This is a genomic window from Sphingomonas chlorellae (assembly GCF_056485145.1).
The window spans coordinates 373490-398054 of record NZ_JBQXXM010000004.1 but is presented as its reverse complement, the minus strand read 5'-3'; the positions used below and the strand labels follow the sequence as shown (position 1 = coordinate 398054).

22 protein-coding genes, 1 tRNA gene and 1 riboswitch are annotated in these 24565 nt (G+C 69.7%); of the genes, 11 read left to right on the top strand and 12 right to left on the bottom strand.

Features of this window, described 5'->3' with window-relative positions:
* Positions 1–36: 36 nt before the first annotated feature.
* Together ACT3CF_RS13260 and ACT3CF_RS13255 are read left to right on the top strand one after the other, a co-directional pair.
* A tRNA-Met gene (locus tag ACT3CF_RS13260) sits at positions 37–113 on the top strand.
* Positions 114–329: 216 nt separating this feature from the next.
* Positions 330–1052, top strand: coding sequence for a DOPA 4,5-dioxygenase family protein (locus ACT3CF_RS13255; RefSeq protein WP_478423475.1), 723 nt, complete (start codon positions 330–332; stop codon positions 1050–1052).
* 92 nt (positions 1053–1144) lie between these two features.
* Here ACT3CF_RS13255 and ACT3CF_RS13250 read toward each other — a convergent pair whose 3' ends face one another.
* The 6 genes from ACT3CF_RS13250 to ACT3CF_RS13225 form a co-directional block, all read right to left on the bottom strand.
* Complete coding sequence (locus ACT3CF_RS13250) at positions 1145–2800, bottom strand: cation:proton antiporter domain-containing protein (RefSeq protein ID WP_478423473.1); 1656 nt, start codon at positions 2798–2800, stop codon at positions 1145–1147.
* 256 nt (positions 2801–3056) lie between these two features.
* Positions 3057–3494, bottom strand: coding sequence for a hypothetical protein (locus ACT3CF_RS13245; RefSeq protein WP_478423471.1), 438 nt, complete (start codon positions 3492–3494; stop codon positions 3057–3059).
* A gap of 162 nt (positions 3495–3656) precedes the next feature.
* Positions 3657–5519, bottom strand: a complete 1863-nt coding sequence (gene thiC, locus ACT3CF_RS13240) for a phosphomethylpyrimidine synthase ThiC (protein WP_478423469.1) — start codon at positions 5517–5519, stop codon at positions 3657–3659.
* Between the two features lie 49 nt (positions 5520–5568).
* A riboswitch (TPP riboswitch) is annotated at positions 5569–5678 on the bottom strand.
* A gap of 18 nt (positions 5679–5696) precedes the next feature.
* Positions 5697–6554 carry a MipA/OmpV family protein gene (locus tag ACT3CF_RS13235; protein ID WP_478423467.1) on the bottom strand — a complete coding sequence of 286 codons (858 nt, stop codon included), beginning with the start codon at positions 6552–6554 and terminating at the stop codon, positions 5697–5699.
* A gap of 80 nt (positions 6555–6634) precedes the next feature.
* Positions 6635–6982 (bottom strand): DUF2141 domain-containing protein, encoded by a 348-nt coding sequence (locus ACT3CF_RS13230; protein ID WP_478423466.1) that lies wholly within the window; start codon positions 6980–6982, stop codon positions 6635–6637.
* Positions 6983–6989: 7 nt separating this feature from the next.
* Entirely contained in the window at positions 6990–7766 is a 777-nt protein-coding gene (locus tag ACT3CF_RS13225; protein ID WP_478423464.1) for a sterol desaturase family protein, read from the bottom strand.
* 89 nt (positions 7767–7855) lie between these two features.
* Here ACT3CF_RS13225 and crtY point away from each other — a divergent pair, with 89 nt between their 5' ends.
* The 5 genes from crtY to ACT3CF_RS13200 are packed head-to-tail and all read left to right on the top strand — an operon-like array spanning position 7856 to position 13913.
* Entirely contained in the window at positions 7856–9019 is a 1164-nt protein-coding gene (gene crtY / locus ACT3CF_RS13220) for a lycopene beta-cyclase CrtY (RefSeq protein WP_478423462.1), read from the top strand.
* The gene (locus tag ACT3CF_RS13215; protein WP_478423460.1) at positions 9016–10494 is read left to right on the top strand and encodes a phytoene desaturase; all 1479 of its coding nucleotides are present in this window, start codon (positions 9016–9018) and stop codon (positions 10492–10494) included. Before crtY ends, ACT3CF_RS13215 begins: the two co-directional genes overlap by 4 nt.
* A gap of 43 nt (positions 10495–10537) precedes the next feature.
* On the top strand, positions 10538–11119 hold the full coding sequence (locus ACT3CF_RS13210) for an LOG family protein (protein WP_478423459.1): 582 nt from the start codon (positions 10538–10540) through the stop codon (positions 11117–11119).
* Positions 11116–12048, top strand: coding sequence for a phytoene/squalene synthase family protein (locus ACT3CF_RS13205; protein ID WP_478423457.1), 933 nt, complete (start codon positions 11116–11118; stop codon positions 12046–12048). The genes ACT3CF_RS13210 and ACT3CF_RS13205 overlap by 4 nt, the downstream gene beginning before the upstream one ends.
* A gap of 44 nt (positions 12049–12092) precedes the next feature.
* Complete coding sequence (locus ACT3CF_RS13200) at positions 12093–13913, top strand: ABCB family ABC transporter ATP-binding protein/permease (protein ID WP_478423455.1); 1821 nt, start codon at positions 12093–12095, stop codon at positions 13911–13913.
* A gap of 51 nt (positions 13914–13964) precedes the next feature.
* Here ACT3CF_RS13200 and ACT3CF_RS13195 read toward each other — a convergent pair whose 3' ends face one another.
* The gene (locus tag ACT3CF_RS13195; protein WP_478423454.1) at positions 13965–14240 is read right to left on the bottom strand and encodes a GNAT family N-acetyltransferase; all 276 of its coding nucleotides are present in this window, start codon (positions 14238–14240) and stop codon (positions 13965–13967) included.
* Positions 14241–14324: 84 nt separating this feature from the next.
* On the opposite strand from ACT3CF_RS13195, the gene ACT3CF_RS13190 reads away from it, so the two are divergent.
* Positions 14325–15257, top strand: coding sequence for an alpha/beta fold hydrolase (locus ACT3CF_RS13190; RefSeq protein ID WP_478423452.1), 933 nt, complete (start codon positions 14325–14327; stop codon positions 15255–15257).
* A 9-nt stretch (positions 15258–15266) separates the two neighbouring features.
* Here ACT3CF_RS13190 and ACT3CF_RS13185 read toward each other — a convergent pair whose 3' ends face one another.
* Positions 15267–16730: an ATP-binding protein gene (locus ACT3CF_RS13185; protein WP_478423450.1), complete on the bottom strand. Its 1464-nt coding sequence runs from the start codon at positions 16728–16730 to the stop codon at positions 15267–15269.
* A gap of 125 nt (positions 16731–16855) precedes the next feature.
* Here ACT3CF_RS13185 and recQ point away from each other — a divergent pair, with 125 nt between their 5' ends.
* The 3 genes from recQ (at position 16856) to ACT3CF_RS13170 (ending at position 20771) form a co-directional block, all read left to right on the top strand.
* Positions 16856–18625 carry a DNA helicase RecQ gene (gene recQ / locus ACT3CF_RS13180; RefSeq protein WP_478423448.1) on the top strand — a complete coding sequence of 590 codons (1770 nt, stop codon included), beginning with the start codon at positions 16856–16858 and terminating at the stop codon, positions 18623–18625.
* Positions 18622–19047, top strand: coding sequence for a TIGR01244 family sulfur transferase (locus ACT3CF_RS13175; protein WP_478423446.1), 426 nt, complete (start codon positions 18622–18624; stop codon positions 19045–19047). Before recQ ends, ACT3CF_RS13175 begins: the two co-directional genes overlap by 4 nt.
* A gap of 134 nt (positions 19048–19181) precedes the next feature.
* A complete protein-coding gene (locus ACT3CF_RS13170) occupies positions 19182–20771 on the top strand; it encodes a GMC family oxidoreductase (protein WP_478423444.1) in 1590 nt (529 codons plus the stop codon).
* Positions 20772–20878: 107 nt separating this feature from the next.
* On the opposite strand, the gene ACT3CF_RS13165 is transcribed toward ACT3CF_RS13170, so the two are convergent.
* The 4 genes from ACT3CF_RS13165 to tldD all read right to left on the bottom strand — a co-directional run bounded on the left by ACT3CF_RS13165 (position 20879) and on the right by tldD (position 24520).
* Positions 20879–22300, bottom strand: a complete 1422-nt coding sequence (locus ACT3CF_RS13165; RefSeq protein WP_478423442.1) for an ammonium transporter — start codon at positions 22298–22300, stop codon at positions 20879–20881.
* Between the two features lie 14 nt (positions 22301–22314).
* Positions 22315–22653 (bottom strand): P-II family nitrogen regulator, encoded by a 339-nt coding sequence (locus ACT3CF_RS13160; RefSeq protein ID WP_478423440.1) that lies wholly within the window; start codon positions 22651–22653, stop codon positions 22315–22317.
* Positions 22654–22825: 172 nt separating this feature from the next.
* Positions 22826–23029 (bottom strand): putative signal transducing protein, encoded by a 204-nt coding sequence (locus ACT3CF_RS13155; protein WP_478423438.1) that lies wholly within the window; start codon positions 23027–23029, stop codon positions 22826–22828.
* Positions 23030–23092: 63 nt separating this feature from the next.
* Complete coding sequence (gene tldD / locus ACT3CF_RS13150; protein WP_478423436.1) at positions 23093–24520, bottom strand: metalloprotease TldD; 1428 nt, start codon at positions 24518–24520, stop codon at positions 23093–23095.
* Between the last annotated feature and the right edge of the window lie 45 nt (positions 24521–24565).

Below are 24565 nucleotides of genomic sequence, written 5' to 3'. Positions count from 1 at the left end.
TGTGCAAAACAAAAACCCATTCACAACACCGCTCGGCGCGGGGTGGAGCAGCCCGGTAGCTCGTCAGGCTCATAACCTGAAGGCCGCAGGTTCAAATCCTGCCCCCGCAACCAAGCACACACACATCACAAACCGCTTCAGGACGCCCTGAGGCGGTTTTTTATTGCCCGACCCACACGCATCCATGGCCGGCCGCGGCGGCCCCCGTGCAAAAGCCCTGCTTGCAGCGCGCCGCCATTTTGTTGGTTTAAAATCCGATCGCCGCGATGGGAATATTCCGGTTCGACGCGACGCCCGCCCGGCGCCGCAATGCTGGAGGCACGGCAAGCATGCACATCGAAGCGATCGTTCCGAACACCGCCGAGGATCAGGCCTGGGCGGATCTCGTGGCGCCGACCCGCCGCGCGCTGATCTCCGGCTCCGCGCTTGCCGCTGCCGGGATTGCCGCGACCGGGCTGGACGCAGCCGCGGCCCATGCCCAGGCCGTTGCGCCGGCGCCGCTGGGCGATCCGAACTTCCGACCGGTCATTCCGCCGCGCGACATCGGCACGAGCCCATGGGGTGACAAGACCGCGCTCGAGCCGACGACGCGCCCGCCGAGCATCCGCCCCGAAGGCGGCGACGGCCTGCCGGAACATCCGCGCCCCTATACGGCGGTCAAAAGCTATCACGCCCATATCTATTTCGATGAGGACAACTACCCCAAGGCGGCGCGCCTGCGCCAATGGGTGGTCGAACGTTTTCCGGTGGAGCTGGGCAACTGGAACCTCACGCCGCGCGGACCGCATGTGACGCCGTCCTTCTATTTCGGCTTCACCAACGATCTGTTGCCGGTGCTGGTCCCGTGGCTCCAGTTGAACAGCCTGGGGCTGACGATCCTGCTGCACCCCAACACCGCCGATCCGCGGGCCGACCACCTCCATTACACCTTGTGGGTGAACCGCTCGCAGCCGGTCAACGCCTATGGCTGGAAGAAGGCCGGCGAGCCGGGCGCCCCGCCGGTCGAGCGCATCTACCCCAATATCCGCCCCACCCGTCCGCTGGAGGTCTGATCCGGCGCCGCCCCGTCCCGGTCCGCTTCCGTGTGCGGCTAGCGCATCAGCCCCCGGACGGTCGCGATCGGCGACCGCCCGGCGTGCCGATATCAGGCCGCGCTCGCGGACCCGGCGGGCCCCGCGGCGCCCTGCATCGCCCGCGCCAGCGCGATCATCCGGTTCGCTGTCTCGCGTTCGCCCATCACCACCTCGTCGGCGCCCAGCGTCTTCAGGTGCGCCACCTCGTCGGCCGAATGGGCGCGGACGACCACCGGCACGTCCGGCGCGAGCAACCGCGCATGTTTCAGGATCGCGCCGCCCTCGAACCCCGCCGGAATCGCGATCAGCAGCTTGCCTGCCTGCGCCACGCCGGCGGCGATCAGCGTGCGCGCCTCGAGCGCATTGCCCTCGACCACCGCAATCCCCTGGCCGCGCGCCGCTTCGGCCATGTCCCCCTGATCCTCGATCAGCGCGAAAGGCTTGCCGAGCCGCTGCAGATCCGCGGCGATCATCTTTCCCACCCGGCCATAGCCGACCAGGATCACATGACCCGGCGGCAGCGCCACCGGCGTGATCGGCCGCGCGGCCGGGGCCGCTGGCTCGTGGCGTCCGGCGATCCACGCGAACAGGAACGGATTGGCGAAGATCGACAGCATGGCCGCCGCCAGCACCACGTCGCGCGCCGCCGCGGGCATCAGCCCCAGATCGGTGCCGAGCCCCGCAAGGATGAACGAGAACTCGCCGATCTGGGCAAGGCTTACCGCCACGGTCAGCCCGGTCTGGTTCGAATAGCCGAACAGCCGGACGATGGCATAGGCGGCGAGCGACTTGCCGACCAGGATGATCGCCACCGCCGCGAGCAGCACCAGCGGCTGCTCGACGAGCACCGACGGATTGAACAACATCCCCACCGAGACGAAGAACAGCACCGCAAAGGCGTCGCGCAGCGGCAGCGTCTCCTCGGTCGCCCGCCGGCTGAGCGAGGTCTCGCCCAGGATCATCCCCGCAAAGAACGCCCCCAGCGCGAACGACACGTCGAACGCCAGCGCAGCACCGAACGCGACGCCCAGCGCGATCGCGAGCACCGCCAGCCGGAACAGCTCGCGCGAACCCGTACCCACCACCCATTGCAGCGTCCACGGGATCACCCGGCGACCGACGACGAGCATCAGCGCGACGAAGCCGGCAACCTTGAGGAAGGTCGAAAGCAGCGGTTGCAGCAGCGAGCCGCCGCCGTCGCGCATTACCTCGCCCAGCACGGGCAGCAACACCAGCGCCACCACCATCGCGAGATCCTCGACGATCAGCCAGCCGACGGCGATCCGTCCGCGCTCGGTCTGGACGATGTCGTGCCCCTGCAACGCGCGCAGCAGCACCACCGTGCTCGCAACCGACAGCGACAGGCCAAACACGATTCCCGCCTCCAGCCCCCACCCGGCGAGCAGGGCGAGGCCGATGCCCATCCCGGTGGCGGCGGCGATCTGTGCCACCGCGCCCGGCACCGCGATCCGCCGGACCGACAGCAGCTCGCGCAGCGAGAAGTGCAGTCCCACGCCGAACATCAGCAGGATCACGCCGATCTCGGCGAGTTCGTTGGCAAGTCCCGAATGGGCGACGAAGCCGGGGGTGAACGGTCCCACCGCGACGCCGGCGAGCAGATAGCCGGCAATGGGCGAGACCTTGAGCCGGTGGGCGATCGCGCCGAAGAGGAAGGCGACGACAAGTCCGGCAACGATGGTGGCGATCAGGGGCGCATGATGCGGCATCGATCCTCCAGGATTGGGGCGGGGGGCGTCCGGCACCGGCCGCGCGCTGCGCGAACGGTGCCGGGTCGGGGGTCAGGGTTGCGCCGTGCCGATCGCGGCCGCCATCAGCGCTGCCGCGCCGGCGATGCCGCTCCACACGGCAACGGCGAACCACCAGGGCGGCCGTTTGCCTCGTTTGTTTCGCATCCATCCTCCTCTGCCGCCGCAGCGGCCACGAAGACGAAGTTCGAAAGGGGGAGAGGCGCTGGGCGGCGCCTCAGGCCGATGCAGTGCGGGGCGGCGCGCGTGCGTGTCGCGTGCCGCGCGGCGCAGGCCGTGCGGCGGGGGCAATGGTTGCGGCAAAGTCGACCGACGCCCGCGCGAGGACGGGGGCCACCGCCGCTGCCACCGTCGCGGTCAGCGCCGCGGAACCGCCCGCGCTGCCGTCATGCCGCACGCGCTCGGGCCCCTGATGCCAATCGGCGGCGCTGGCCTGTTCGCCACGCTTCGCCGCGATCGCAACGCTGGTCGTGGCCGGGTTGAAGGCCGCGCCGTGGACCAGCGTTTCGGGCGGCCCCAGCGGCGCGACCGCGCCGATCAGCAGCGCCAGCACGAACAGCCACACGGCGCCCGCGACGCTCCGCATCCGCGCAGGCGGACGCGTGGGCGTGTCGATGCGCATCGCGGCGCAGGCATGGGCGCGGATTCGGGCCATCGCCCGATCAACGCACCACGATCGCTTTGGTGCCGTAACGACCGGCGGTTTTTTGGGGTGCCTCGGCCCGTCCGTTTCCGGCGCGGCGCCGGCAAAAAAAGGGGCCGGCAACCCCGCGGTCGCCGGCCCCCACGCCAAATCGGCTGTCGTCGTTTCGGCCGTTCAGCCCTCGCTCGGCACATAGAGCGCGCCGCCGGTCTCGCGGAAACGTTCGCGCATCTCGGCCATGCCGGCCTCTGCCGTCGCCGCGTCGACCGGCGCCGCCGCCAGGAAGCCGTCCGCCGGCTGGTTCTGCTTTGCGGCAAAGTCGCGCACTTCCTGCGTGATCTTCATCGAGCAGAATTTGGGGCCGCACATCGAACAGAAATGCGCGGTCTTGGCGCCCTCCGCCGGCAGCGTCTGGTCGTGATACTGCTCCGCCGTGTCGGGATCGAGCGACAGGTTGAACTGGTCGCGCCAGCGGAACTCGAACCGCGCGCGGCTCAGCGCGTCGTCGCGCACCTTCGCCGCCGGGTGCCCCTTGGCCAGGTCGGCCGCGTGCGCCGCGAGCTTGTACGTCACCACGCCCACCTTCACGTCGTCGCGGTCGGGCAGCCCCAGATGCTCCTTCGGCGTGACGTAGCAGAGCATCGCCGTCCCGAACCAGCCGATCATCGCCGCGCCGATCGCGCTGGTGATATGGTCGTATCCCGGCGCGATGTCGGTCGTCAGCGGCCCGAGCGTGTAGAAGGGCGCCTCGCCGCACGCTTCGAGCTGCTTGTCCATGTTCGCCTTGATCTTGTGCATCGGCACATGGCCGGGGCCCTCGATCATCACCTGGCAGTCGTGGCGCCACGCGATCTGCGTCAGCTCGCCCAGCGTCTTGAGCTCGGCGAACTGCGCCTCGTCATTGGCGTCGGCGATCGATCCGGGCCGCAAACCGTCGCCCAGGCTGAAGGCGATGTCGTACGCCTTCATGATCTCGCAGATCTCTTCGAACCGCGTATAGAGGAAGCTCTCCTGATGGTGCGCCAGGCACCATTTCGCCATGATCGAGCCGCCGCGGCTGACGATTCCCGTGACGCGCTTCGCCGTCATCGGGATGAAGGGCAGCCGCACGCCGGCATGGATGGTGAAATAGTCGACGCCCTGCTCGGCCTGCTCGATCAGCGTGTCGCGGAAGATGTCCCAGGTCAGGTCCTCGGCGATGCCGCCCACCTTCTCCAGCGCCTGATAGATCGGCACCGTGCCGATCGGCACCGGCGAATTGCGCAGGATCCATTCGCGCGTGTCGTGGATGTTGCGCCCGGTGGAAAGGTCCATCACCGTGTCGGCGCCCCAGCGGATCGCCCACACCATCTTGTCGACCTCGGCCGCGACGTCGCTCGCCACCGCCGAATTGCCGATATTGGCGTTGATCTTGACCAGGAAGTTGCGGCCGATCGCCATCGGCTCGCTTTCGGGGTGGTTGATGTTGTTCGGGATGATCGCCCGGCCGCGCGCGATCTCGTCGCGGACGAATTCGGGCGTCACGTAATCGGGAATCGCGGCGCCGAAATCCTGCCCGTCGCGGACCAGGTCCCGCAACCGCTCGCGGCCCAGATTCTCGCGCGTCGCCACATATTCCATCTCGGGCGTCACGATGCCGCGCCGCGCATAGTGCATCTGGGTGACGTTCATCCCCGCGCGCGCACGCAGCGGCCGCGCGACGACATTGGGGAAGGGGCGCACGCCGCCGGAACGGTCGGGGCCGAGCTGGCCGTTGTCCTCGGGGCGGACCGCGCGGGCGGGCACGTCCTCGACATCGCCGCGCGCCCGGATCCACGCGTCGCGCAGCTTGGGCAGGCCCGCCATGATGTCGATCCGCGCGTCGGGATCGGTATAGGGGCCCGACGTGTCATAGACGCGCACCGGCGGCTCGCCGCTCGTCGGCTCGAGCGCGATCTCGCGCATCGCCACGCGGTGCGGGCCGACATGGATCTTGCGTGAACCCCGGATGGGGCCGGTGGTCACGCCGATTTCGGATTTGGCAGGGATGTCGGCCATCAACGCGCACTCCTCTCGTGTCGGAGGGCGAGGGGTGCACGGTTCCCGGATCGAAAGCCGCTTCCCTCCCTCCGCCGGTATCAACCGGATCAGGTTCAGCGGGTCGGGGGCTGCAGCCCCCCTCTCAACCGCGCGTCAGCGGTCCCCCGGGGATAGCGGCGACTCTAGCGCCTCGGATCAGAAAGTATAGGCCAGACCCAGCGCGCCGAACCATTGGTTGCGCGATCCGGCGACGCTGACGATCGGCGTTTCGGCAAAGTCGTTGAGCATGCGCTTGTACCCGCCGCCCGCCACCACGGCCAGGCCGTGCGTCAGGTCGCCCGTCAGCGACTTGGCGGCAAAGCCGGCCAGCGACCAGCTCTTCCACCCCTTGCGCGCGCGATAGGCGGGCAGGCCGCTCGCCGCCGCACCCGCGGGCGTCACCGAGAAATAGGTGTCGGCATAGCCCTGGCCCACGCGCTCGGCCGAAAGCGACAGCCCGACATAGGCCGAACGGCTCAGCGGCGTGCTGTAGTTGATCTCGGGCGAGATCAGGTCGCTGTTGTGGATGCCGGTGACGTCGGTGACATAGGTCACGCTGAACGACAGCCGGTCGTAATCGCTGGTGATCACGCCCGTCCTGCCGATCCCGGCATAGCCGCCGACCTCGAGCGCGGCCTTGCGCCGGCCCAGCGCGTCGACGCGGCGGTCGCCCGGATTGCCCGTTCGCGTCAGGTTGAGCCCGGCGACGGGGCCGAGCATCAGGTCCCAGCCGGGGCCGGCGCCCTTGTCGGCGATGACGTCGGCATAAAGCCGCAGCCCCTCGGTCGAAAAGTTGATGCCCGAAACGCGCCCGCGCACGATCGCGCCCGGCACGACGCGATAGTCCTTGCTGCCCTCGTATCGCGGGGCGACCGCGGCGCCCAGCGCCACTGTCACCGTGTCGCGGTTGAGTTCGGCGGGGTCGATCTGCGCCGACTGGCGGTCCTGCTGGGCAAATGCGGGGGAGGCGGCAAGGCAGGTCATGGCCGCCGCAAGGCAAAGGATTGGCTTCACTTGGGAACTCCGAACAACGAGGTTACGGGCGCGGAACGCTGCGCCGTGCAAATGGCTCCCCCCATCGCCGCTGCGATGCGTCACAGGATGTAACGCATCCGCACCTGTTGCACTTGGGCATCGGTGCCCAGCGCGAACCGCGCCGCATCGAAGCGCGGCGGGCCGAAGCCGATCGTCGGGTTGCGCGAAAAGCCGAAACCCTCGCGCGGGATGCCCAGCGTGGTGTCGAGCTTGGCGTTGCCGTTGGCGTCGTGGATGATCGCCGCGGCATAGGTGCCCACCGGCAGCCCGTCGAGGCGGATGCGCGAATTGGTTGCCGGCACGCTCCGTCGCACGCCGTTGCCGCCCTTGCGGCAATCGGGAAAGCTGTGCGGGTCGCTCGTCAGGCAGAGCTGCAACAGGCCCTTGGTCGAACGCAGTCCGACCACGTCGATCTCAAGCGTCGAGACGAGCGTCGCGCCCGGAAGCGTCGCCAGGCACCCCGCGGCGGCGGCGATGCGCAAAATCGCCGAGCCCGCCGTCCGTCCCGCACAACCGATCCCAGAAGCGGAAATAAAGCCCATAATTGCATCCATAACGATCGTGGTGCCGCTGATGGTGGCTGGCCGTGATCAGCCATCCGCCCAGCGGGCCGTGCGTGACGAACCGGGGAAAAACCTCCCACCCCATGTGGTTGGTTACACCCATCACCGTCATGATAGCCAGCACCGTTCCCAGCGCGCCGACATGGATCGGGACGACGAACACCAGCGCCGGGATCACCACCGCGCCCGTCAGCGCCTCGACCGGATGAAAGCTCATCGCCGCCCAGGCGGTCGGCGGGCGGCTGGCATGGTGGACCGCATGCGCGACGCGAAACACGCGCGGAATGTGCATCCAGCGGTGCGTCCAGTAAAACCAGCTGTCATGCGCGAACAGGTAGATCAGCACCGATACCGGCAGGTACCAGAGCGGCCAGGCGTTCACATCGGCATAGATGCGCGTCCAGCCCCAATGCTGCCAGGCATAGGCGACCAGCCCGGCGGGAATGCCGAAGATCGCCGCGCTCAGCAGGCTCCAGCCGATCTCGCGGCGGATCTGGCGGTCGAGCCCGCGGTACAGTCCCGGATGGCGCGCCCGCGTCGCCAGCGCGAACGCGCCCGAGGTGATCAGATAGCGCACGCCGACGATCAGCGTCATCGCAAGCGCGGAAAGCATCAGGGCGGCGGTCATCGGCACGCGCGCTGTTTAATCCGATCGGGCGTGGCTTGTCCAAGCCCTTGGGGGTGGAACGCGGCCGGGGGTTGGGCTAGGTCGCGATGATGACGGGAACGATCAGTTGTGACGTCGCCATCGTCGGCGGCGGCCTGGCCGGCGGGCTGATCGCGCATGCGCTCAAGGTCCGCCATCCGACGCTCGACGTGCGCATCGTCGAGCGGGGAGCGCGGCTGGGCGGCAACCATCTCTGGTCGTTCTTCGTCACCGACATCGCGCCCGAACATCGCTGGATCGTCGCGCCCTTCGTCAATTTCGGCTGGCCGCGCTACGACGTCGCCTTCCCGGCGCACGCCCGCACGCTGCGCGCGACCTATTACGCGATCGAATCGGATCATTTCGACCGCGTGCTCGCCGCGACGCTTCCCGATGCCGCGCGGATGACCGGTCATGACGTGGTCGACGTCACGCCGACCGCGGTGGTGCTCGCCGACGGCGGGCTGGTCGAGGCGAACGGGGTGATCGACTGCCGCGGCGCGGGCGCGCTCGACGTGCTCGAGCTCGGCTGGCAGAAATTCATGGGCCGCGAACTGGCGTTCGACATGCCCCAGCCGCTGCCGCGCCCGATCGTGATGGATGCGACGGTCGATCAGGCCGACGGCTATCGGTTCGTCTATGCGCTCCCCTTCACGCCGTCGCGGCTGTTCGTCGAGGATACCTATTACAGCGACACGCCCGAGATCGACGTCGACCTGCTCGGCGCGCGGATCGCGGCCTATGCCGATCAGCAAGGCTGGCGCGGCGGTCGCATCGTGCGCGAGGAGGCGGGCGCGCTGCCGGTGGTGATGGGCGGCGATTTCGACGCCTATTGGCGCGCGGGCGGCGCGGGGATCGCCAAGGCGGGGGTCGCGGCCGGGCTGTTCCACCCGCTCACCAGCTATTCGCTGCCCGACGCCGTGCGCACCGCCGCGCTGGTCGCCGACGGCGGCGATTTCTCGGGTGCGGCGCTCCACGACCTTCTCCATCGCCATGCGCGCGCCACGTGGCGCCGCCGCGGCTTCTACCGGATGCTGGCGCGGATGCTGTTCCGCGCTGCCGAACCTGCCGCGCGCTATCGCGTGCTCGAACGCTTCTACCGCCTCGACCCTGACCTAATTGCCCGCTTCTATGCGGCGCGCAGCACGCTATCCGATCGCGTGCGGGTCTTGAGCGGCCGGCCGCCCGTGCCGATCGGTCGCGCGGTCCGGGCATTGATGGGGGATGGGGCATGAAACGCGTCGCAGTCATCGGGGCGGGGTTCGGCGGGCTGGCGCTCGCCATCCGCCTGCAATCGGCGGGGATCGACACGACGATCCTCGAGGCGCGCGACAAGCCCGGCGGGCGCGGCTATTTCTGGGAACGCGACGGCTTCACCTTCGATGCCGGCCCCACCGTCATCACCGCGCCCGAGGCGCTCGATGAGCTCTGGCGGCTGTCGGGACACCGCATGGCCGACGATGTCGAGCTGGTGCCCGTCTCGCCCTTCTACCGCCTGTCCTGGCCCGACGGCACCCAGTTCGACTATACCAATGACGAGGCGGTGCTCGCGAACGAGATCGCCCGGCTCAACCCGCACGACCTCGCCGGCTATCGCCGCTTCCTCGACTATTCGGCGGGCGTCTATCACGAGGGTTACGAAAAGCTCGGCCACGTCGCCTTCCTCGACTTCCAGTCGATGCTGCGCGCCGCGCCGTCGCTGATGAAGTATCAGGCGTGGCGTTCGGTCTATTCGATCGTCTCCAGCTTCGTTCAGAACGAAAAGCTGCGCGAGGCGCTCAGCTTCCACACGCTGCTCGTCGGCGGCAATCCGATGGCGACCAGCGCGATCTATGCGCTGATCCACAAGCTTGAACGCGACGGCGGCGTCTGGTTCGCGATGGGCGGCACCAACCGGCTCGTTGCGGGGATGGTGCGGCTGTTCGAACGGCTGGGCGGGGTGATCCGGCTCGGCGATCCGGTCACCGCGATCGAAACGCTGGGCGAGCGCGTCACCGGCGTCACCACCGCCAGCGGCTTTTCGATGCCGGTCGATGCGCTGGCGAGCAATGCCGACATCGTCCACACCTATCGCCACCTGCTCGGCGGTTCGCGCAGTGCCCAGCGCAGCGCGGCGCGGCTTGAAAAGAAACGCTTCTCGCCCTCGCTGTTCGTCGTCCATTTCGGCGTGCGCGGCACCTTCCCCAACGTGCCGCACCATTCGATCCTGTTCGGCCCGCGCTATCGCGGGCTGCTCGAGGACATTTACGACCACGGCGTGCTGTCCGAGGATTTCTCTCTCTATCTCCACCACCCCACCGCGACCGATCCGTCGATGGCGCCCGAAGGCCATTCGACCTTCTATGCGCTCGCGCCGGTGCCGCATCTCGGCAAGTTCCCCGCCGACTGGGACCAGGTCGGGCCGGTGCTCGAACAGCGCATCCTCGACGAGGTCGCGCGGCGACTGATCCCCGACCTTCACGATCGGATCGTCACGCGCTTCTCGTACATGCCGACCGATTTCGTCGGCGATCTCAACGCGCATCTCGGCTCGGCCTTCAGCCTCGAACCGATCCTGACGCAGAGCGCGTGGTTCCGCGTCCACAATCGCGACGACGCGATTCAGAACCTTTATTTCGTCGGCGCGGGGACGCATCCCGGCGCCGGCATCCCCGGAGTCGTCGGCAGCGCCAAGGCGACCGCGGGGCTGATGCTGGATGACGCCAAGTGAAGGCGTGCGGATTTCCCGCCCGCCGGGCAGGGGAATGGAACGAATGAAGCGGATTGCGGTCTATTGCGGCTCGGCCACGCCGTCGGACCCGGTTTACATCGATGCGGCGCGTGCGGTCGGGCGGGCGCTGGCGGAGCGCGGGATCGGGCTCGTCTATGGCGGCGGCCGGCTCGGGCTGATGGGCGCGGTCGCCGATGCTGCGCTCGACGCGGGGGGCGAGGTGATCGGCGTGATCCCGACGCTGCTCGTCAATGCCGAGGTCGCGCATCGCGGTCTCACCCGGCTCGAGGTGGTCGAGACGATGCACGAGCGCAAGGCGCGCTTCACCGAGCTTGCCGACGGCTTCATCAACCTGCCCGGCGGCACCGGCACGATGGACGAGCTGTGGGAAGCGCTCAGCTGGGCACAGCTCGGCTACCACACCGATCCGGTCGGGCTGCTCAACGTCGCGGGCTATTACGACCAGCTCGTCGATTTCTGGCACCACATGGCGACCGTCGGCTTCGTCCGGCCGCAGCATCGCGACCTGCTGATCGTCGACAGCGACGTCGACGGCCTGCTCGCGCAGATGGCGGCGCACCAGCCGATCACCACGATCGTCCAGATGCGGCGCGAACAGCTTTGACGCCCAGCCGCGACGCGCTGGTCGCGACCGCGGCCGAACGGATCGCGCGCGGCTCGAAAAGCTTCGCGGCGGCCAGCCGGCTGTTTGCGCGGCCGGTGCGCGAACGCGCCTGGCTGCTCTATGCCTGGTGCCGCGCGTGCGACGATCTCGCCGACGGGCAGGATATGGGCCACGGCATGCACGCGGTCGACGATGCCGCCGAACGGCTGGCGCTGATCCGGTCGCGCACCGCTGCGGCGCTCGCGGGCGAATGGGTGGGCGATCCGGCCTTCGACGCGCTGCGGCTCGTCGTCGCCGAAACGGCGATGCCCGCGCGGCTCGCCTGGGATCTGATCGACGGCTTCGCGCTCGACGCCGCGGGCTGGCGCCCCGCGACCGAGGCCGATCTGATGCGCTATTGCTATCATGTCGCCGGCGCGGTCGGCTGCATGATGGCGGTGGTGATGGGCGTCGCGCCCGACGACGATGCCGTGCTCGATCGTGCGTGCGACCTCGGCCTCGCTTTCCAGCTCGCCAACATCGCGCGCGACATCGGCGAGGATGCCGCTGCCGGGCGCTGCTACCTGCCCGCGCAATGGCTGGCCGATGCCGGGCTCACCGCCGCCGATCCGCTCGCCGATCGCGCCGCGCTCGCGACGATCGGGGCGCGGCTGGCCGATCGCGCCGCCGCCTATGAGGCGAGCGCGCGCGGCGGCACCCCCGCGCTCGGCTTCCGCTCGGCCTGGGCGGTGCTCGCCGCGGCGGGCATCTATGGCGACATCGCGCGCACCGTCGCCGCGCGTGGCCCGCACGCCTGGGATCGCCGCGTCGCGACCTCGGGCGCGGCCAAGCTCGGCTGGATGCTGCGCGCCTTCGGCCAGGCCGCCGGGCGTGCGCGCCGCTATGCCGCGGTCCCGCGCGACCCGGCGCTGTGGACGCGCCCGCGCTGACCGCGGCTTGCAAGCCGTCGGCGCGTTCCCCAGATCAGCACCCAATGCCTCCCGAAACGTCCCCGTCCGCCACCGAACGTCCCTGGATCGCGACCGTTCGGCGCTTCCTCCCCTATCTCTGGCCGCGCAACGCGCCGGGGTTGCGCCTGCGAATCGTCGTCGCGATGGCGCTCGTCGTCGCGTCGAAGCTCGTCCAGGTCTATGGCGCGCCCTTCGCGCTCGAAGGCGCGGTCAACCGGATGGCGCTGGGCAGCCGCGACGCGGTGTGGCTCGTCGTCGCGCTGGTGGCGGGCTATGCCGCCGCCCGTTTCGGCTCGGTGCTCTTCGACAATCTGCGCAACGCGGTGTTCGAACGCGTCGGCCAGGATGCGACGCGGCGACTCGCCTCCGACGTGTTTCGCCATCTCCACCAGCTGTCCTTGCGCTTCCACCTCGAACGGCGCACCGGCGCGATCACCAAGGTCGTCGAACGCGGCACCAAGAGCATCGACACGATGCTCTATTTCCTGCTGTTCAACATCGCGCCGACCGTACTCGAACTCGCGCTCGTGCTCGGCATCTTCTGGACGCGCTACGGCGTGTGGCTGGTCGGCGGCACCGTCGCGATGGTCGTCGTCTACATCGCGTTCACGCGCTGGGTGACCGACTGGCGCGCCAAGCTGCGCGAGCGGATGAACGATCTCGATACCGGCGCGGTCGCGCACGCGGTCGACTCGCTGCTCAACTTCGAAACGGTCAAGTATTTCAACGCCGAACGCCGCGAATCCGAACGCTATGACCGCGGCATGACGGCCTATATGAACGCCGCCGTCGCGTCGGAGAACTCGCTGGCCTGGCTCAATATCGGCCAGGCGGCGATCACCAACGCGATGCTCGCGGCGGGGATGGCGCTGGTGGTGTTCGGCTGGGCCGACGGGCGCTTCCGTCCCGGCGACGTCGTGCTCGTCTCGACGCTGCTCTCGCAGCTTTTCCGCCCGCTCGACCTGCTCGGCATGGTCTATCGCACGATCCGCCAGGGGCTGATCGACATGGCGGCGATGTTCGACCTGATCGACACCCCCGCCGAAGTCACCGATCGTCCGGGGGCCCCGGCGCTCGCGGTGCGCGAAGGGCATATCCGGCTCGAAAACGTCGTCTTCGCCTATGATCCCGCGCGCCCGATCCTCAAGGGCATCGACATCGACATTCCCGCCGGCGCCACCGTCGCCGTCGTCGGGCCGTCGGGCGCGGGCAAGTCGACGCTCGCGCGGCTGCTCTACCGCTTCTACGATACCAGCGCGGGCCGCATCACGATCGACGGGCAGGACATCGCCGCGGTCCAGCAGGCCAGCCTGCGCGCCGCGATCGGCATCGTCCCCCAGGACACGGTGCTGTTCAACGATACGATCGGCTACAACATCGCCTATGGCCGCGAGGGCGCGACGCCCGAGGAGGTCGCCGCCGCCGCGCGCGGTGCCGCGATCGCGGGCTTCATCCAGTCGCTGCCCGACGGCATGGAGACGCGCGTCGGCGAACGCGGGCTCAAGCTGTCGGGGGGCGAGAAACAGCGCGTCGCGATCGCGCGAACGCTCGTCAAGAACCCGCCGATCCTGATCCTCGACGAAGCCACCAGCGCGCTCGACAGCCGGACCGAGGCCGACATCCAGGCGACGCTCCAGGCGATCGAACAGGGGCGCACGACGATCGTCATCGCGCACCGGCTGTCGACGATCGTCCATGCCGATCGCATCGTCGTGCTCGAAAGCGGGCGCGTCGCCGAACAGGGAACGCACGCCGAACTGCTGCGGCGCGGCGGCCTCTATGCCGAGATGTGGGCGCGCCAGGCGCAGGAGCGCGAGGACGGGGACGGCGTCGCCGCGCAATGATCCGCGGCCGCCGGCGTCGCGCCATGGCGGGCGTCGCCGCCCGGCCGGCGGTCAGTGCTGCAACAGGTCCTGTGCCTCGGGATGCTTGGCGAACCACGCCTTCACGAACGGGCACCGCACCACGACCTTCAGCCGGCGCGCGCGCGCATCCTTGACGGCAGAGGCGATCAGCCGGCTGCCGACCCCCTTGCCTTGCAGCGCCTTTGGCATCACCGTGTGGGTGAACGTCAGGATGCCGCGATCGAGCGTATATTGTGCGATCGCCAGCATATCGTCGACGACCAGTTCGTAGCGCAGCTTTTCGACATTATCGCGGACGTTGTTCATCGGGCACCTTTTCGTCGCCGGGCTGGTTATGCCCGCGGGCTCGGGCAATCATAGTCCGGGAAGAGCACGAGGGAAGCGGTTCCTATGGTTTTGCTTGTTCCGATCGGTATGGTGGGGGCGCTGGGCATCGGCCTGGCCGGCTGGTCCGCCTTTGTCGCGCGTGCGGCCGAAGAGCGCGTGCCCGCCGACGGCGGCTGCATCGACCTGCCCGGCGCACGGATCCACTATGTCGATCTCGGCGCGCGCGAAGAGGGCGTGCCGACGATCGTGCTCGTCCACGGGCTGATGGGGCAGTTGCGCAACTTCACCTATGCGCTCGCCGAACGCCTGTCGGCGCATGCGCGCGTCATCCTGGTCGATCGCCCCGGCTGGGGCTGGTCGTCGGTCGACGGGCCGCGCCCCGGCATCGCGCGCCAGGCGGAGATCCTGGCCGAACTGATCGCCGCGCTCAAGCTCGACCGGCCGCTGCTTGTCGGCCATTCGCTCGGCGGCGCGATCGCGCTCGCGCTCGCGGCCGAGCATCCCGAACTGGTGCGCGGGCTCGCGCTCATCGCGCCGCTCACCCAGCCGGTCGACCGGCCGCCGCCCGCCTTTGCCGGGCTGATGGCGCCGTCGCTGCTGCGCCCGCTGCTCGCCTGGACGGTGGCGGTCCCGGCGGGGATGGCGAACAGCCGGCGCGTCGCCGCCGAGATTTTCGCGCCCGATCCGGTGCCCGATGATTTCGCGATCCGCGGCGGCGGCGCGCTCGCGATCCGTCCGCGCAGCTATCTCGCCGGGTCGTTCGAACTGTCGACCGCGCGCGCCGAAATGGCCGCGCTCGCGCCGCGCTATCCGGGCATGACGCTTCCGGTTTCCATCCTGTTCGGCCGCGACGACGCCGTGCTCGACGCCGCGGTGCATGGCGAACGCACCGCGGCCACGCTCCCCAATGCGACGCTCGCGCTGGTCGACGGCGGGCACATGCTTCCCGTGGCGCACCCCGATCGCACCGCCGAATGGCTGCTCGCGCAGCTCTGACGCGACGGCTCAGTTCGCGTCGGCGGGTTCGGTCGTCCAGCCGAGCCGGGGTATGGTGATCGACCGCTTGCCCGCCAGGTCGATGCGCGTGACGATCAGGTCGCGGCTTTCGATATAGGCGACCAGCCGCCGCGCGCGGCCCAGCGAGCTGGTGCCATAGGTCGCGGCGATCTCCATGTCGCTGGGGCAGGGCAGCCCCTCGCGCGCGGCGCGGGCGATCAGCAGGAACGGCCCGAGCATGTCGTCGGGCAGCGCGCGCGCCGCCTCCAGCGCCTCGGCCCAGTCGGCGTCGGGGTTGCCGTGGATGCCGGCGCGCGCCGCCGACAGCCGCCGGACAAAGCCCGACAGGTCGAGCGCGGGGCGCGCAAGGCCCACCATCCGGCACCGCACCAGAAAGTCCTGGTACAGCACCGACGGCGGCCGATACGCCGAATCGGCATCCTCGGTGATCGCGCGCAGCACCTCGGTCACGCGCGCCTCGGCCTCTTCGGGGTCGATCTCGGGCGGCGCGTCGACCTGCGGCTGCGCGGCCGATCGCGCCAGCGCCTCGATCATCCGCTCGGATGCGGCGGCGGGCGCCACCGTCGGGGCGGGCGGCACCGGCGGCTGCCAGCTCGGCTCGGCGGGCGCGAGCAGCAGGTCCTTGATCTCCTCGCTCGGCGCCTCGGGCAGCGGCGTCAGCTTGGGGCTCGAACTGCGCGCCGAGGTGATGACCGCGCCGATGCGGATCGCCACCGGTCGCCGCGCCACCGCCGGCCCCAGCGCCAGGAAGGTGCCGCGCTGCAGGTCGCGGATCGCCTCGGCCTGGCGCCGCTCCATCCCCAGCAGGTCGGCGGCGCGCTGCATGTCGATGTCCAGAAAGGTGCGCCCCATCAGGAAGTTCGACGCCTCGGCCGCGACATTCTTGGCCAGCTTGGCCAGCCGCTGCGTCGCGATCACGCCCGCCAGCCCGCGCTTGCGCCCGCGGCACATCAGGTTGGTCATCGCCGACAGCGAGGCGCGGCGCACCTCCTCGGCCACCTCGCCCCCGCCCGACGGCGCGAACAGCTGCGCCTCGTCCACCACCACCAGCGCGGGATACCAATGCTCGCGCGGGGCATCGAACAGCGCGTTGAGGAAGGTCGCGGCACAGCGCATCTGCCCCTCGGCCTCCAGCCCTTCCAGGCTCAGCACCACCGATGCGCGATGCTCGCGGATTCGCGTCGCAAACCGCGCGACGTCGCGCTCGCTGTGCTCGGCCGCCTCGATCGCGATATGGCCGTATTTGTCGCCCAGCGTGACGAAATCGCCCTCGGGGTCGATCACCACCTGCTGGACCTGGCCCGCCGATTGCTCGAGCAGCCGCCGCAGCAGGTGCGACTTGCCCGATCCCGAATTGCCCTGGACGAGCAGTCGGGTCGCAAGCAACTCCTCAAGGTCCATCGACACGGGGTTGCCGGCCGAGTCCCTTCCCATTTCCACGCTGACGGTCATCGCGGCTGCTTTTGGGGACGGATCGGGCCGGGGGCAAGACCGCGATGGCGCAAGGCTGTGGATGGTTTGCCCCGCGGCGCCCGGCGGGGGTTGCGGAGCGGCGGCGCGGCGCGGATAGAGGCGCCGTGATCGATCCCCGCGACATTCTTCGCAAGACTTTTGGCTTTGCCGATTTTCGCGGCGTCCAGCGCCAGGTCGTCGACCGGGTGCTGGCCGGGCGCAACACGCTTGCGGTGATGCCGACGGGCGCGGGCAAGTCGCTGTGCTACCAGGTGCCGTCGCTCGCGCTGCCGGGGACGTGCATCGTCGTCTCGCCGCTCATTGCGCTGATGCACGACCAGCTCCGCGCGGCCGAGGCGGTGGGGATCCGCGCCGCGACGCTCACCTCGGTCGACGACAATCGCGAGGAAACGATCGCGCGCTTCCGCGCGGGCGCGCTCGACCTGCTCTACATCGCGCCCGAACGCGCCTCGGGCGAGGGGTTCCGGCGGCTGCTCGAAGCCGCGCCCATCAGCCTGTTCGCGATCGACGAGGCGCATTGCGTGTCCGAATGGGGGCATGATTTCCGGCCCGATTACCGGCTGCTGCGGCCGCTGCTCGATCATTTCGGCCAGGTGCCGCGGCTCGCGCTCACCGCCACCGCCGACGCGCATACCCGCGCCGACATCCTCGATCAGCTCGGCATCCCCGCCGACGGGCTGATCGTCGCCGGGTTCGACCGGCCCAATATCCGCTACACGATCACGCCGCGCGACAATCCCACGCGCCAGATCCTCGATCTCGTCGCCGAACATCCCGGCCCCGGGATCGTCTATGCGCCGACGCGGATGGGCGTCGAAAAGCTGGCCGAACGGCTCGCGGCGTCGTCGGGACGGCCGGTGCTCCCCTATCATGCCGGGCTCGATGCCGAGGTGCGGCGGCGCAACCAGGCCGCGTTCGTCGCGTCGGAGGACATGGTCGTCGTCGCCACCGTCGCGTTCGGCATGGGGATCGACAAGCCCGATGTCCGCTTCGTCGCGCACGCCGCGCTGCCCAAGTCGATCGAGGGCTATTATCAGGAAACCGGCCGCGCCGGACGCGACGGCGATCCCGCGGTCGCGCACCTGTTCTGGGGCGCCGAGGATTTCGCCCGCGCGCGCCAGCGCATCGGCGAGGTCGAACCCGCGCGCCAGTCGGGCGAGCGCGCCCGGCTCGCCGCACTCGGCGCGCTCGTCGAAACCGGCGGCTGCCGGCGCCGGCTGCTGCTCCGGCATTTCGGCGAGGATGCGCCCGAACGCTGCGGCAATTGCGACAACTGCCTGCACCCGCCCGCGGCGGTCGACGCCACCGTCACGGCCCAGAAATTCCTGTCGGCCGTCTATCGCACCGGCCAGATGTTCGGCGCGGGCTATATCGAAAGCGTGCTCACCGGCCAGTCGAGCGACCGCAGCCGCCAGAACGGGCACGATGCGCTGTCGGTATTCGGTATCGTGACGGGCGACGAGGCGGCGCTGCTGCGCCCCGTCACGCGCGCGCTGCTCGTGCGCGACGCGTTGCGCACCAACGCGCATGGCGGGCTCGAACTGGGGCCGGAGGCGCGCGCGCTGCTCAAGGGCGCGGAGCCGCTGTCGCTGGTGCTGCCGCCCGCCCGCCCGCGGCGCGGCAAGCGGGCTCGCGCGGCGGGCGTCAACCCGGTCGGCAATCCGCTGTTCGAGGCGCTCCGGGCCAAGCGGCGCGAGATCGCGCAGGAAACCGGCGTGCCGCCCTATGTCATCTTCCACGATTCGGTGCTGCGCGACATGGCGCTCGTCCGCCCCGCCACGCTCTCGGCGCTGGGCGAGCTTTCGGGCGTTGGCGCGCGCAAGCTCGAGGCCTATGGTGCCGAATTCCTTCAGGTGATCCGCGAGGCGTCATGATCCGCACCATCGACGAAACGATTTCGGTTGCTCCCCAGATCGCGCCCGAAGCGCTGGCGGCGCTGGCCGGGGCGGGCTTCACGACGATCATCAACAACCGGCCCGAGGACGAGGAACCCGGCCAGCCCGACGGGGCGGGGATCCGCGCCGCGGCCGAGGCGGCGGGGCTCGGCTATGTCGCGCTGCCGGTAACGCCGGGGCAGTTCACCCGCGAGCTGGCGGAGGCGATGGCCGCCGCGGTCGAATCGGCGCCGGGGCCGGTGCTCGCCTTTTGCCGTTCGGGAACGCGCTCGTGCACGCTCTGGGCGCTGGGACAGGCGATCCGCGGCGCCGATGCCGACGCGCTGATCGCCAAGGCGGCGGGCGCGGGCTATGATCTCGCGCCGATGCGTCCCGCGCTTCAGGCGCTCGCCGCGGGCTGATCCACCGCCGCGCACCGGCCTTTCCATTCTTCTATTGACATTGGCGTAAGCAACTGGAGCAATCAGCGCCGGTCGCACGCCGTCGCGCGCGCCGGAACGACCGGGATCAACCCGGCGGTGGGGAGAGGAAAACGGTGGAAGAACAGGTCGATATCGTCGTCGTGGGCGGGGGCTCGGGCGGCAGCGCGGTCGCGGGCCGGTTGAGCGAGGGCGGCCGCCATCGCGTGATGCTGATCGAGGCGGGGGGCCGCAACACCGGCGTGCGCACGCGCATGCCCGGGATGATGCCGTTTCAGACGCCGACGACCAACTGGGCCTTCGAAACGGTGCCCCAGCCGGGGCTCAACGGCCGCCGCGGCTATCAGCCGCGCGGGCGCGGGCTGGGCGGGTCGAGCGCGATCAACGCGATGCTCTATATCCGCGGCCATCCCGCCGATTACGATCAATGGCGCGATCTCGGCTGCACCGGCTGGGGCTGGGACGATGTCCTCCCCTGGTTCCGGCGCAGCGAGCGCAACGTCCGCGGCGGCGATGCGCTGCACGGCGCCGACGGGCCGCTCTGGGTCAGCGATCAGGCCGATGCCTATGCGGGCAGCCGCGCGTTCATCGACGCCGCCGCCGCGCTCCAGATCCCGGTCAATCCCGATTTCAACGGCCCGCGCCAGGAGGGGGTGGGGCTCTATCAGGTGACGCAGCGCGGCGGCGAACGCTGGACCGCGGCGCGCGCCTATCTGGGCGACGGCCCCGCGCCCGCCAACCTCGCGGTGCGTTGCGACGCGCTCGTCGAACGGATCGAGATCGAGGACGGCCGCGCCACCGGCGTCGTCTATCGGCGCGGCGGCCGGCTGCACCGCGTGCGCGCGGGCCGCGTCGTGCTCGCCGCGGGTGCGTTCCAGACGCCGCAACTGCTCATGCTTTCGGGAATCGGCCCGGCGGCGCACCTCGCCGAACACGGCATCGCGGTGCGGCTCGACCGGCCGGCGGTCGGCGCCGACCTTCAGGACCATATCGACTATGTCGCGGCGTTCGAAACCGGGCCGCACGCCTTTGTCGGCCGGTCGCTCGGCGGCAGCCTGCGCGTCGCGGGCGACATGCTGCGCTGGATGTTCATGCGGCGCGGCGGGATGACGACGCCCTTTGCCGAGGCGGGGGGCTTTCTGCGCACCGATCCGGCCGATCCGCGCCCCGACGTCCAGCTCCATTTCGTCATCGCGCTGGTCGAGGATCACGGCCGCGCGCCCGTGTCGGCGCATGGTTTCAGTTGCCATGCCTGCGTGCTGCGTCCGGAAAGTCGCGGAACCGTCCGGCTCGCGGGCGCCGATCCGGCTGCCGCGCCGCTGATCGATCCCGCCTTCCTCGCCGATCCGCGCGACATGGCGGTGCTCAAGCGCGGCGTGCGCGCGATGTACCGCATCCTCGAAACGCCGCCGCTCGCCGATTATGGCGGGCGCGATCGCTATCCGGTCGATCTGGCCGACGATGCCGCGCTCGAAACGATGCTGCGCAATCGCGCCGACACGGTCTACCACCCCGTCGGCACCGCGCGCATGGGCAGCGATGCCGATGCGGTGTGCGATCCGCGGCTGCGCGTGCGCGGGGTCGATCGTCTCTACATCGCCGACGCCTCGGTGATGCCGCGGCTGATCGGCGGCAACACCAACGCGCCGACGATCATGATCGGCGAACGCTGCGCCGCCTTTGTCGCCGAGGATCTGCGCGGCTGACGCCTACGCCCGCGACGAAAAAAAGGCCGGTGGTCGAAACCACCGGCCCAGGCTGTCCGCAGGAGGAACATCGGTTGGGTGCCGCGCCCGGCGGCACCCGAATTGCGTCAGTAATTGTAGGCGCGCTCGCCATGCTCGTTGATGTCGAGCCCTTCGCGCTCGACCTCGGCCGACGGGCGGATGCCGATCGTGTATTTCAGCGCCAGGAACAGCACGGCCGAAACCAGCCCCGACCAGACCAGCGTGATCGCCACCGCCTGGAGCTGGATCCACAGCTGCGCGCCGATGCTGTACGCCTCGGGCGTCACCGCGACCGCGGGGAACTTGGTATAGTCGAAATAGCCCTGCCCGCCGAGCTTGGGGTCGGCGACCACCGCGGTCGCCAGCGCCCCGAAGATCCCGCCGACGCAGTGGACGCCGAACACGTCCAGCGTGTCGTCATATTTCAGCTTGTTCTTCACCGTGGTGACGAAGAAGAAGCACAGCGGCGACACCAGCAGCCCCAGCACCACCGACATCATCGGCGCGCCATAGCCCGAGGCGGGGGTGATCGCGACCAGCCCGGCGACCGCGCCCGTCGCGGCACCCAGCAGCGACGGCTTGCCGTGGACGAACTGCTCGATCACCGCCCAGCTCACCGCCGCGGCGGCGGTGGCGACAAAGGTGTTGATGAACGCGGTGGCGGCGACGCCGTTCGCTTCCAGGTTCGATCCGGCGTTGAAGCCGAACCAGCCCACCCACAGCAGCGACGCGCCGATCATCGTCATCGTCAGCGAATGCGGCGGCATCGGGTCGGCCTTGTAGCCGATGCGCTTGCCGATCACGAGGCAGCCGGCAAGGCCCGCAATGCCCGCGTTGATGTGCACCACGGTGCCGCCCGCGAAGTCGAGCGCGCCGAGATGGTAGAGATAGCCCGCGTCGTTCGGCGCGTCGGCCAGGAAGTCCGGGCCGGCCCAGTACCAGACCATGTGCGCGATCGGGAAATAGACGATCGTCAGCCACGCGACGACGAACAGGATCAGCGGCGTGAACTTCACCCGCTCGGCGAACGCCCCGACGATCAGCGCCGGCGTGATGCAGGCAAAGGTCATCTGGAAGCAGATATAGGCATATTCGGGGATATAGACGTTGTTCGAGAAGGTGGCCGACGAGGTCGTCGCGCTCACGCCCTGCAGCAACGCCTTCGACAGCCCGCCGATGAACGGGCTCCCCCCGGTGAAGCTCAGCGAATAGCCATAGGTGACCCACAGCACCGCCGCGACCGAAACGATCGTCAGCACCTGCATCAGCACCGACAGCATGTTCTTGGTGCGCACCAGCCCGCCATAGAACAGCGCGAGTGCGGGCACCGACATCATCAGCACCAGTGCCGACGAAACGAGCATCCAGCTCGTGTCGCCCTTGTTCTGCATCGCCAGCTGGTGCGCCGCGTCGGGCGCCTTGATCAGCGCGGCCTGGGCAAAGGCCGGCGCCGCGACGAGCAGCGCGCCCAACGCGCCCGTCCCGGCAAATCCTTTAAGCAGCTTCATCTGGACCCCCTTCATCACAGCGCCGTTTCGTCGGTTTCGCCGGTGCGGATGCGCACGGCCTGGCCAAGGTCGAGCACGAAGATCTTGCCGTCGCCGATCGCGCCGGTGCTCGCGGCCGCCTGGATCGCCTCGACCGCGCGCGGGGCGATGTCGCTGCTGCACGCGATCTCCAGCTTGATCTTGGGCACCATGTTGGTGCTGTATTCGGCGCCGCGATAGATTTCGGTCTGGCCCTTCTGACGACCGAAGCCCTTGACCTCGGAAACCGTCATCCCCGTCACGCCGACCTGCGTCAGCGCCTCACGGACCTCGTCGAGCTTGAAGGGTTTGATGATGGCGATGACCAGTTTCATGCCGCCCCCTTTGGCGATTGTCCCGCAGGACGATAACGCAAGGGGCGTGCCAACATCCGCACGGCCGTGCGGCGCCGCAAAAGCGCGCAATCAAATGTCGCGAAGCGTTAAAAATTTGTGCAGATGCGAATGTCTGCCCAAAAAACGGGCAGCACGCGCGCCGCCCGGCGCGTCAGTCCTCGCGCTGCATCGCCGCACGCGCGGCGTCCAGATCCTCGTCGTCGACCATCACGCGCACCGGGATCAACAGCCAGCTTCCGTCGGCGATGCTCGCGCCCGCGTCGAAGACGAAGCTCGGGATCGCCTCGGCCTCCAGCCGCGACTGGACGATAAAGGCTTCCTGCCGGTCGAACCGGCCGAGTTCCACAAGCGCCATTCCGCCCCCCCCTGTTCCGGTGAGTCCCGGTGTGTCCCGGTGTGTCGCCGCGCGCGGCGGCGGTTACGCCGCCGTTCCGCCCACCGTCAGTCCGTCGATCAGCAGCGTCGGCTGGCCCACGCCCGCGGGGACCGACTGGCCGCCCTTGCCGCAGATGCCGACGCCCTCGTCGAGCGCGAAGTCGTTGCCGATGCCGATCACGCGCGTCAGCACGCTCGGCCCGTCGCCGATCAGCGTCGCGCCCTTGATCGGGTGCGCCAGCCGCCCGTCCTCGACGGCATAGGCCTCGGTGCACGAAAACACGAACTTGCCCGACACGATGTCGACCTGTCCGCCGCCGAAGCTCTTGGCATAGATGCCCTTCTTCACGCGGGCCAGCAGCTCGGCGGGATCGTCGTGCCCGCCCTTCATGAAGGTGTTGGTCATCCGCGGCATCGGCGCGTGCTGGAACGATTCGCGGCGGCCGTTGCCGGTCGGCTCGACGCCCATCAGCCGGGCGTTGAGCCGGTCCTGCATATAGCCTTTCAGGATGCCGTCCTCGATCAGCACCGTCTCGCGCGTCGGCGTGCCCTCGTCGTCGATCGACAGCGAACCGCGCCGGTCGCGGATCGATCCGTCGTCGACCACGGTGACGCCCGGCGCCGCGACGCGCTCGCCGATCCGGCCCGAAAAGGCGCTCGTGCCCTTGCGGTTGAAATCGCCCTCAAGGCCGTGGCCGACCGCCTCGTGCAGCAGCACGCCGGGCCAGCCGGGGCCGCACAGCACGGTCATGTCGCCCGCAGGCGCGTCGACCGCCTCCAGGTTGACCAGCGCCTGCGCCAGCGCCTCGTCGATCGCGCGGTTCCAGGTCGCCGGTTCGAACAGCCCGTCGTACAGCGTGCGCCCGCCGGTGCCGAAGCTGCCCGTCTCGCGCCGCCCGTTCGCCTCGACCACGATCGAGACGTTCAGCCGCACGAGCGGCCGCACGTCGGTCGCGACAAAGCCGTCGGGGCGGACGATCTCGACCACGCTCCACTGGCCGGTCAGGCTCACCGAAACCTGCGCCACGCGCGGGTCGCGCGCACGCGCGGCGGCGTCGACCGTCTGGCACAGGTTCACCTTGTCGGCAAAGGGCACCAGGTCGAGCGGGTCGGCATCGGTATAAAGGTGGCGGTTGTTGCCGCGCGGCGGCGGCGCCTTGCCCTGGCGCGCGGGGTCGATCAGCGCCATCGTCTCGGCGGCGCGCCCGATCGCGGCGGCGGAAATCTCGTTGGCATGGGCAAAGGCGGTGGTCTCGCCCGAAACCGCGCGCAGCCCGAATCCCGACTGGGTGTCGAACGACGCGGTCTTCAGCCGCCCGTCGTCGAACCCGAATGCCTCGGTCTTGCGATATTGCAGGTAAAGCTCGCCGTCCTCGGCCGCGGCAAGCGCCCGGGCGGTCAGCCGCACGGCCTCGTCGGGGTCGAGCCCGTCACGGTACAGGAAGGCGCGGGGGTCGGTGCTGGACGTCATGGCCTTGATATAGGCGTGTCGCGCGCGATGTCTAACCTGTGTCGT

Excerpts from the sequence above, each read along its gene's own strand:
- ACT3CF_RS13255 (WP_478423475.1), top strand. The coding sequence starts at position 330 with ATGCACATCGAAGCGATCGTTCCGAACACCGCCGAGGATCAGGCCTGG.
- ACT3CF_RS13250 (WP_478423473.1), bottom strand. The coding sequence starts at position 2,800 with ATGCCGCATCATGCGCCCCTGATCGCCACCATCGTTGCCGGACTTGTC.
- ACT3CF_RS13245 (WP_478423471.1), bottom strand. The coding sequence starts at position 3,494 with ATGGCCCGAATCCGCGCCCATGCCTGCGCCGCGATGCGCATCGACACG.
- thiC (WP_478423469.1), bottom strand. The coding sequence starts at position 5,519 with ATGGCCGACATCCCTGCCAAATCCGAAATCGGCGTGACCACCGGCCCC.
- ACT3CF_RS13225 (WP_478423464.1), bottom strand. The coding sequence starts at position 7,766 with ATGACCGCCGCCCTGATGCTTTCCGCGCTTGCGATGACGCTGATCGTC.
- crtY (WP_478423462.1), top strand. The coding sequence starts at position 7,856 with ATGACGGGAACGATCAGTTGTGACGTCGCCATCGTCGGCGGCGGCCTG.
- ACT3CF_RS13215 (WP_478423460.1), top strand. The coding sequence starts at position 9,016 with ATGAAACGCGTCGCAGTCATCGGGGCGGGGTTCGGCGGGCTGGCGCTC.
- ACT3CF_RS13210 (WP_478423459.1), top strand. The coding sequence starts at position 10,538 with ATGAAGCGGATTGCGGTCTATTGCGGCTCGGCCACGCCGTCGGACCCG.
- ACT3CF_RS13200 (WP_478423455.1), top strand. The coding sequence starts at position 12,093 with ATGCCTCCCGAAACGTCCCCGTCCGCCACCGAACGTCCCTGGATCGCG.
- ACT3CF_RS13195 (WP_478423454.1), bottom strand. The coding sequence starts at position 14,240 with ATGAACAACGTCCGCGATAATGTCGAAAAGCTGCGCTACGAACTGGTC.
- ACT3CF_RS13190 (WP_478423452.1), top strand. The coding sequence starts at position 14,325 with ATGGTTTTGCTTGTTCCGATCGGTATGGTGGGGGCGCTGGGCATCGGC.
- ACT3CF_RS13185 (WP_478423450.1), bottom strand. The coding sequence starts at position 16,730 with ATGACCGTCAGCGTGGAAATGGGAAGGGACTCGGCCGGCAACCCCGTG.
- ACT3CF_RS13175 (WP_478423446.1), top strand. The coding sequence starts at position 18,622 with ATGATCCGCACCATCGACGAAACGATTTCGGTTGCTCCCCAGATCGCG.
- ACT3CF_RS13165 (WP_478423442.1), bottom strand. The coding sequence starts at position 22,300 with ATGAAGCTGCTTAAAGGATTTGCCGGGACGGGCGCGTTGGGCGCGCTG.
- ACT3CF_RS13160 (WP_478423440.1), bottom strand. The coding sequence starts at position 22,653 with ATGAAACTGGTCATCGCCATCATCAAACCCTTCAAGCTCGACGAGGTC.
- ACT3CF_RS13155 (WP_478423438.1), bottom strand. The coding sequence starts at position 23,029 with ATGGCGCTTGTGGAACTCGGCCGGTTCGACCGGCAGGAAGCCTTTATC.
- tldD (WP_478423436.1), bottom strand. The coding sequence starts at position 24,520 with ATGACGTCCAGCACCGACCCCCGCGCCTTCCTGTACCGTGACGGGCTC.